At 73.8% G+C, this 7,998-nt stretch carries 5 protein-coding genes; 3 read left to right on the top strand and 2 right to left on the bottom strand.

Going from position 1 to position 7,998, the window contains the following annotated elements:
- Window positions 1–331: glycoside hydrolase family 18 protein (locus AB0917_RS32415; RefSeq protein WP_366823287.1), on the top strand; the 331-nt coding region annotated here is incomplete at its 5' end.
- A gap of 127 nt (window positions 332–458) precedes the next feature.
- On the opposite strand, the gene AB0917_RS32420 is transcribed toward AB0917_RS32415, so the two are convergent.
- Complete coding sequence (locus AB0917_RS32420) at window positions 459–1,958, bottom strand: acyl-CoA synthetase (RefSeq protein ID WP_366823288.1); 1,500 nt, start codon at window positions 1,956–1,958, stop codon at window positions 459–461.
- Between the two features lie 177 nt (window positions 1,959–2,135).
- On the opposite strand from AB0917_RS32420, the gene AB0917_RS32425 reads away from it, so the two are divergent.
- Window positions 2,136–4,574: an acylase gene (locus AB0917_RS32425; protein ID WP_366823289.1), complete on the top strand. Its 2,439-nt coding sequence runs from the start codon at window positions 2,136–2,138 to the stop codon at window positions 4,572–4,574.
- 377 nt (window positions 4,575–4,951) lie between these two features.
- Window positions 4,952–6,889 carry a serine hydrolase gene (locus AB0917_RS32430; RefSeq protein ID WP_366823290.1) on the top strand — a complete coding sequence of 646 codons (1,938 nt, stop codon included), beginning with the start codon at window positions 4,952–4,954 and terminating at the stop codon, window positions 6,887–6,889.
- A gap of 85 nt (window positions 6,890–6,974) precedes the next feature.
- Here AB0917_RS32430 and AB0917_RS32435 read toward each other — a convergent pair.
- The coding region (locus tag AB0917_RS32435; protein WP_366823291.1) for an FAD-dependent oxidoreductase at window positions 6,975–7,998 on the bottom strand (1,024 nt) is incomplete at its 5' end.

A 7,998-nucleotide genomic window follows, 5' to 3' on the forward strand; every position in this document is an offset into this window, starting at 1 on the left:
GCTGCTCGGCATCGGCTTCTACGGCCGCGGCTGGACCGGCGTCACCCAGTCCGCCCCCGGCGGCAGCGCCAGCGGTCCGGCGGCCGGCGTCGAGCCCGGCAACCAGTACTACAAGGTCCTGAAGACCACCTGCCCGGCCACCGGCACGATCGCGGGCACGGCGTACGCCCACTGCGGCGACGACTGGTGGAGCTATGACACCCCCGCCACCATCAACAGCAAGATGGCCTGGGCCAAGAGCCAGGGCCTGGGTGGCGCGTTCTTCTGGGAGTTCAACGGCGACACCGCCAACGGCGAACTCGTGAACGCGATCAGCAACGGTCTGAAGTAGACCCCGGTACGACATCCGGCCCGCCCTCCCCGAATCGGGGAGGGCGGGCTGCGTTTCGGCTGCCGGACGGCCGGTGCTGCCGGGCGGCCGGCCAGGCGCGGCGGGCCGGTCCGGCGAGCGCGGCCCGTCAGGCCAGCCGGTCCCGGAGCTCCCGCTTGAGGATCTTCCCGCTGGCGTTACGGGGCAGTGCCTCCACGAACACGACCCGCTTGGGGGCCTTGAAGTGGGGGAGCTTCTGCCGGGCGTGGTCGATCAGTTCGGTGTCGCTCGCCTCGCCGCGCAGGACCACGACGGCGGTGACGGCTTCGATCCAGCGCTCGTCGGGCAGGCCGACGACCGCCGTCTCGGCCACGGCGGGGTGGGTGTAGAGGACGTCCTCCACCTGGCGGGAGGCGACCAGGACGCCGCCGGAGTTGATGACGTCCTTCACCCGGTCGACGACGGTGAAGTAGCCCTCGGCGTCGCGGACCGCGAGGTCGCCGGAGTGGAACCAGCCGTCGCGGAAGGCATCGGCCGTCTCCTCGGGTTTGTCCCAGTAGCCGGTGCACAGCTGGGGCGAGCGGTAGACCACCTCGCCCGGGGTGCCGTCCGGGACCTCGCGGCCCTCCTCGTCGACGACGCGGGCCTCCACGAAGAGGACGGGCCGGCCGCAGGACTCCATCCGGCCCTCGTGCTCGTCGGGGCCGAGGACGGTGGCGAGCGGGCCGATCTCGCTCTGGCCGAAGCAGTTGTGGAAGGCCAGGTGCGGCAGGCGGGCGCGCAGGCGTTCCAGGACGGGTACGGGCATGACCGACGCCCCGTAGTACGCCTTGCGCAGGGCGGTGAGGTCGCGGGTGGCGAAGCCCGGGTGGTTGGCCAGGCCGATCCAGACGGTGGGCGGGGCGAACAGGCTGTCGGCCAGGCCCGCTTCGACCAGGTCGAAGATCCGGCCGGCGTCCGGGGCGTCCAGGATGGTGTTCTCCGCGCCGACCGCCAGGTACGGCAGCAGGAACACGTGCATCTGGGCGGAGTGGTAGAGCGGCAGCGAGTGCACGGGCCGGTCGCCGCCCGCCAGGCCGAGGGCGGTGATGGCACTGACGTACTCGTGGACCAGGGCCCCGTGCGTCATCATCGCGCCCTTGGGGAGGGCGGTGGTCCCGGAGGTGTAGAGCAGCTGCACCAGGTCGCCGGAGCCCGGGGCGCGCTCCGGGGTGAAGGGCCGCTCGGTGTCCAGGGCGTCCAGGAGCGAGTCCGGGGCGTCGCGCAGGGTGCGTACGGGACGGCCCTCGGGGACGCGTTCGGCGAGGTCCGGGTCGGTGAGGACGAGGGCGGAACCGGACTGGTCCAGGAGGTAGGCCAGGTCGTCGCCGGTGAGGTTCTGGTTGACCGGTACGTGGACGAGCCCGGCGCGGGCGCAGGCGAGGAAGGCGATCAGGTACACGTCGGAGTTGTGGGCGTACGAGGCGACCCGGTCGCCGGGGTGCAGCGCGTGTTCGCCGGTCAGGACGGCGGCCGCGGTGGAGACCGCGGCGTCGAGCGAACGGTAGGTCCAGGCCCGGTCGCCGTACCGCACGGCGGTCCGTTGCGGGGTGCGGCGGGCGCTGCGGGTGAGGACGCCGTCGACTGTGCTGCTGCGTACACCGGTCATGGGCGTGATCCTCTGCGGCCGGGACCCGCGGGTCAAGGGTCCGGCCGGGAGTGCCGGAGGGCTGAATACCGGCCACCCGGTTGACAGAGGGCGTGGCACCCTGGCTGAGTGGCGCGTGGCTGCCCGGCGGGACCGGGCGAACCGTCCTGGCCGACCGCCCTGTTGGGAGGAACACCCTTGACCTTCCGTCACCGTCTCAGACTGTTCGCGCTCTCCGGTCTCGTCCTGTTCACCGTGTCTGCGTCGCTGCCGTCGGCCGCCGCCTCCGGGGCCCCGGAGCCCCGGCACCCGTCGGCCGGCGGGCTCTCCGCCACCATCCGGTACACGGAGTACGGCATCCCGCACATCGTGGCGAAGGACTACGCGAACCTGGGCTTCGGCACCGGCTGGGCGCAGGCCGCCGACCAGGTGTGCACCCTGGCCGACGGGTTCGTCACGGTGCGCGGCGAGCGGTCGAAGTTCTTCGGCCCGGACGCGGCGCCGGACTTCTCCCTCTCCTCGGCGGCGACGAACCTCTCCAGCGACCTGTACTTCCGGGGCGTCCGGGACAGCGGGACGGTGGAGAAGCTGCTGAGGGTTCCGGCTCCGGCGGGTCCCAGCCGGGAGGCCGAGGAGTCGATGCGCGGGTTCGCCGCCGGGTACAACGCGTGGCTCGCGCGCAACCGCGACCGCATCACCGACCCCGCCTGCCGGGGCGCCTCCTGGGTGCGGCCGGTCACCACACTGGACGTGGCGGTACGGGGCTTCGCCCTGTCCGTGCTCGGCGGCCAGGGGCGTGGCGTCGACGGCATCACGGCCGCACGGCCGCCGGCGCACGCACCGTCGGCGGCCGGGGCCACACCGAAGGCCGGGGTCACACCGAAGGAGGCGGCAGCGGCCGCCAAGCGTCTCCTGTCGACGCGGAACGCGGACATGGGCTCCAACGCGGTCGCCTTCCGGGGGTCCACGACGGCCGACGGGCGCGGACTGCTCCTCGGCAATCCGCACTATCCGTGGGAGGGCGGGCGCCGGTTCTGGCAGTCCCAGCAGACGATCCCCGGTGAGCTGAACGTGGCGGGCGGTTCGCTGCTCGGCTCGACGACCGTCTCGATCGGGCACACCGCGGACGTGGCGTGGAGCCACACCGTGGCGACCGGCGTCACGCTGAACCTGCATCAGCTGACCCTGGATCCGGCCGACCCCACGGTCTACCTGGTGGACGGGGAGCCGCAGCGGATGGTGGAGCGCACCGTGACCGTGCCGGTGAAGGGCGCCGCCCCGGTGACCCGGAGCCAGTGGTGGACCCGGTACGGCCCGGTGGTCACCTCGCTCGGTGCGGGGCTGCCGCTGCCCTGGACGGCCACCACCGCGTACGCGCTCAACGACCCGAACGCGACGAACCTGCGCATGGCCGACACATCGCTCGGCTTCAGCAAGGCCCGCTCCACCGCCGGGATCGAGCGGGCGCTCCACCGCACCCAGGGGCTGCCCTGGGTGAACACGATCGCCGCCGACCGGGCGGGGAACACGTTCTTCTCGCAGTCGCAGGTGCTGCCGAGGATCACCGACGAGCTGGCGGCGCGCTGCTCGACCCCACTGGGGCAGGCCACCTATCCGTCCTCCGGGCTCGCGGTGCTGGACGGGTCGAGGAAGGCGTGCGCGCTCGGGAGCGACCGGGACGCGGTGCGGCCCGGGATCTTCGGGCCGGGCCGGATGCCCACGCTGAAGAACGCCCCGTACGTCGAGAACTCCAACGACAGCGCGTGGCTGACCAACGCCGACCGGCCGCTGACCGGTTACGAGCGGGTCTTCGGCACCGTCGCCACCGAGCGGTCGGTCCGGACCCGGGGCGCGATCGAGGATGTCACGGCGATGGCGGAGCGGGGGCGGCTGCGCGTCGGTGACCTGGAGCGCCAGCAGCTCGCGAACCGGGCCCCGACCGGGGATCTGGTCGCGGCCGACGTGGCGAAGTGGTGTGCGACGCTGCCCGGCGGGACGGCCGTGGGCGGTGACGGGGCACCGGTCGACGTGTCGGCGGCCTGCCCGGTGCTGCGACGGTGGGACCGGAGCGTGGACAGCGACAGCCGGGGCGCGCTGCTCTTCGACCGGTTCTGGCGCAAGGCGGCGTCGGTGCCCTCGGCGGAGCTGTGGAAGGTGCCGTTCGACCCGGCCGATCCGGTGCGTACCCCGCGCGGCCTGAACACCGCCGCGCCCGGCCTGGGCAGGGCTCTGGCCGACACGGTGACGGAGCTTCGGGCGGCGCGCATCGCGCTGGACGCGCCATTGGGCAAGCACCAGTTCGTCGTACGGAACGGGAAGCGCGTCCCGGTCGGCGGCGGCACGGAGTCCCTCGGCGTCTGGAACAAGATCGAGCCGGTGTGGAACCCGGCGGCGGGCGGCTACAGCGAGGTGTCGGCCGGTTCCAGCTACATCCAGGCGGTCGGCTGGGACGCCGGCCGGTGCCCGGTGGCCCGGACGCTGCTCACGTACTCCCAGTCGTCCAACCCCAACTCGCCGCACTACAGCGACCAGACGCGGCTGTTCTCGGGTGAGCGCTGGGTGACGTCCCGGTTCTGCGAGAAGGACATCGCCGCCTCGCCGGAGCTGCGGGTGGTGCGGGTGCACGAGCGGCACTGAGGCGGCTGTCGGGCCGGGTCCGTGGGGCGTTTCTCCCTCGGGCCCGGCCCGTTCCGTTCCCGCCGGGGGCCGCCGGCACCCCTGCCCGTACGGTTCGCGCGGCCGAGGACTGCGTGCTGATCGGTGCCCAGTTCTCTGCTCAGCTCGCCTCCCTGGGCGTCGGGATGCCGAGCCGGACGACCGCGAGACGGAGCCTTTCTGATGTAGTGTCAGATTCTTTGCGCTCCCGGAGGCGCACGGGAAGACGGCGGCGACAGTAATCTCTGCGTCGGCAGGAACTTTCACTGCTCGGCGAGATTTCGGAAGTTACTTTCGCGCCGGGGCGCTCGCGCGGGGATCTCCCCGGGGCCGGCTCCGGGCACGGGAAGGAGTTACGGATGACCGGGTACGCGGCGGGGAACGGGCACACCTCCGAGAACACGAGCACAGCAGGCGACGGGCCCGCGGAGGGCGGCGGGAGAACAGGAGCCGCCGACGGGGCCACGGGCGGCGGCATCGGCCGCCGGAGGCTGGGCGGCGGGATACTGGCGCTGGGCGGCGCCCTCGCCCTGGCGCCGGTCCCCCTGGCGGGGGCGGTCGAACGGGGCGCGCCGGGCACGGGCCCGGTGACGGCGGCGGACGCGGGAGCGAGCATGGGATCAGGGGCGCACCGGCCCGAGCACCGGCCCACGCTGCGGCGCGGCAGCGCCGCGCGCGCCGGGCTGCTCCAGGGGCCGCTGGACCAGCTGGTCCGGGAGGCGGAGGCGTACCTCACCGGTTCCCCCGGGCACCCCTGGTACGCGGGCGCGGTGCTGCTCGCCGGGCGGGGCGGCACGGTGGCGCTGCACCGGCCGATCGGGCAGGCGGTGCGCTACGCGGCGTACGACGAGACGACGGACACCGGGGTGGAGTTCCCGGCGGAGCAGCAGATCGCGATGGCCGAGGACACCGTCTTCGACCTGGCCTCGATCTCCAAGCTCTTCACGTCGATCCTGGCGGTGCAGCAGATCGAGCGCGGCGCGCTGGAGCTGGAGGCCGCCGTGGCCGCGTACCTCCCCGACTTCGCGGGCGGTGGCAAGCAGGACATCACGGTCCGTCAGCTGCTCACCCACACCTCGGGGTTCCGGTCCTGGATCCCGCTCTACGAGGAGCCGACCCGGGAGGGGAAGCTCCGGATGCTCTGGGACGAGGTACCGGCGAGCACCCCCGGCAGCGCCTATCTCTACTCCGACCTCAACCTGATCTCGCTGCAACTGATCCTGGAAGAGATCACCGGCCGCACTCTGGACGCCCTGCTCCGCGACGAGATCACCGCTCCGCTCGGGATGCACCGCACGCGCTACAACCCACCGGCCTCCTGGAAGCCGAAGATCGCGGCGACGGAGGACGCCCGGCTGCCGTGGTCCGGCCTGGAGCGCGGCCTGGTCTGGGGCGAGGTGCACGACGAGAACGCCCACAGCCTGGACGGGGTGGCCGGTCACGCCGGGGTGTTCTCCTGCGCCTGGGACCTGGCGGTCCTCGCCCGCACCCTGCTCAACGGCGGCGTCTACGGGCGCTCCCGCATCCTCTCCCCCGCCTCCGTCGATCTCCTCTTCACCGACTTCAACACCGCGTTCCCCGGTGACGAGCACGGCCTCGGCTTCGAGCTCTACCAGCACTGGTACATGGGCGCGATGGCCACCCCGCGCACGGCGGGCCACACCGGTTTCACCGGGACCAGCCTGGTGCTCGACCCGTCGACCGACACGTTCCTGATCGTGCTGGGCAACTCGGTCCATCCCGTACGGAGCTGGCGCTCGGGCAGCGCGCCCCGGGTGGCGACGGCCAACCAGCTGGCCCGTGCCGTCCCGGTCCGCCCGGAGCGGGGGCGTACGGCCTGGTTCTCCGGGATGGCGAGCGCGTCGAGCGCCACATTGACCCTGCCCGCCCTGCGCCTGGGCTCCGCGCGCTCCCTGCTGGAGTGCGCCCTGTGGTGGGACACCGAACCCGGCTCCGACCGGCTCGTGCTGGAGGCGTCGGCCGGCCGAGGATGGCAGCCGGTGCCGTTCACCACCGTGGCCCCGGGCCCCCGCCCGGACCCGCGGCCGCACCCGGAGGGCTGGGTCTCCGGCTGGTCGGGGCGGGTGTGGCACCGGCTGGAGGCGGACCTGTCGCCCTGGCGCGGCAAGGACGTCCGGCTGCGGTGGCGCTACACCACGGACCAGCTGTACGTGGGGCGCGGCGCGTACGTGGACTCCCTGCGGGTGCGGGACGGTGGCGTCACGGTCTTCGACTCCGGCCGGCCCCGGGACGCGGGGCGGATCGGGGCGACGGGCTGGGTGCTGTCGGCCGACTGAGCGGCGGGGCGGTCGGCGGCAGGGCGGTAGGCGGGGGCGCGCGCCGGGGGCCGCACCGGCGGGCCGCCCGCCGCTTCGGGGCGTCTCACTCCCCCAGGGCGGCCATCGCCGCGTTGTGGCCGGGCACCCCGCTGACCCCGCCGCCGCGCACCGCGCCCGCCCCGCAGAGCAGGACGTTGGCGTGGTCGGTCTCCACGCCCCACCGCCCGGTGGCCCCGGTCGCGTACGGGAAGGAGAGGTCGCGGTGGAAGATGTGGCCGCCGGGCAGGCGCAGCTCGCGTTCGAGGTCGAGCGGGGTCTTGGCCTCGATACAGGGTTCGCCGTTCCCGTCGAGGGCCAGGCAGTCGGTGACCGGCTCGGTCAGGTGGGCGTCCAGCTCGGCGAGGGCGGCCCTGAGCAGGGCGGCGCGGGCGGCGTCGTGGTCGGCGGCGAAGAGCCGGGCCGGGGTGTGGAGGCCGAAGAGGGTGAGGGTCTGGTAGCCGCGCGCGGCCAGGTCGGGGCCGAGGATCGAGGGGTCGGTCAGCGAGTGGCAGTAGATCTCGGACGGCGGGGCGGCGGGCAGCCGTCCGGCCGCCGCCTCCCGGTAGGCGTCGGCCAACTGCCCGTACCCCTCAGCGATGTGGAACGTTCCGGCGAAGGCCTGCCGGGGGTCGACGGACCGGTCGCGGAGTTCCGGGAGGCGGGTGAGCACCATGTTCACCTTGAGCTGGGCGCCCTCGGCGGGGGCGGGCGGTGCCTCCCCGAGGAGGGCGGCGAGCGCCTGCGGGGAGGCGTTGACCAGCACCCGGCGGGCGGCGACGACGTGTTCGCCCTCCGGTGTGCGCACGGTGACCTCGGCGCGGGTGCCGTCCGTCTCGATCCGGGTCGCCTCGTGCCGTACGCGGATCTCGGTGCCCGCCGCGCGGGCGGCCCCGGCCAGTGCGTCGGTCAGGGCGCCCATGCCGCCGACGGGGACGTCCCAGTCGCCGGTTCCGCCGCCGATGACGTGGTAGAGGAAGCACCGGTTCTGGAGCAGTGCGGGGTCGTGGGCGTCGGCGAAGGTGCCGATCAGGGCGTCGGTCAGCACCACGCCGCGTACCAGGTCGTCGGTGAAGTTCCGCTCGACGGCC

Origin of the sequence: Streptomyces sp. NPDC007346, from assembly GCF_040703535.1 — a bacterium.
In the GTDB taxonomy this organism is placed as follows: Bacteria; Actinomycetota; Actinomycetes; order Streptomycetales; family Streptomycetaceae; genus Streptomyces.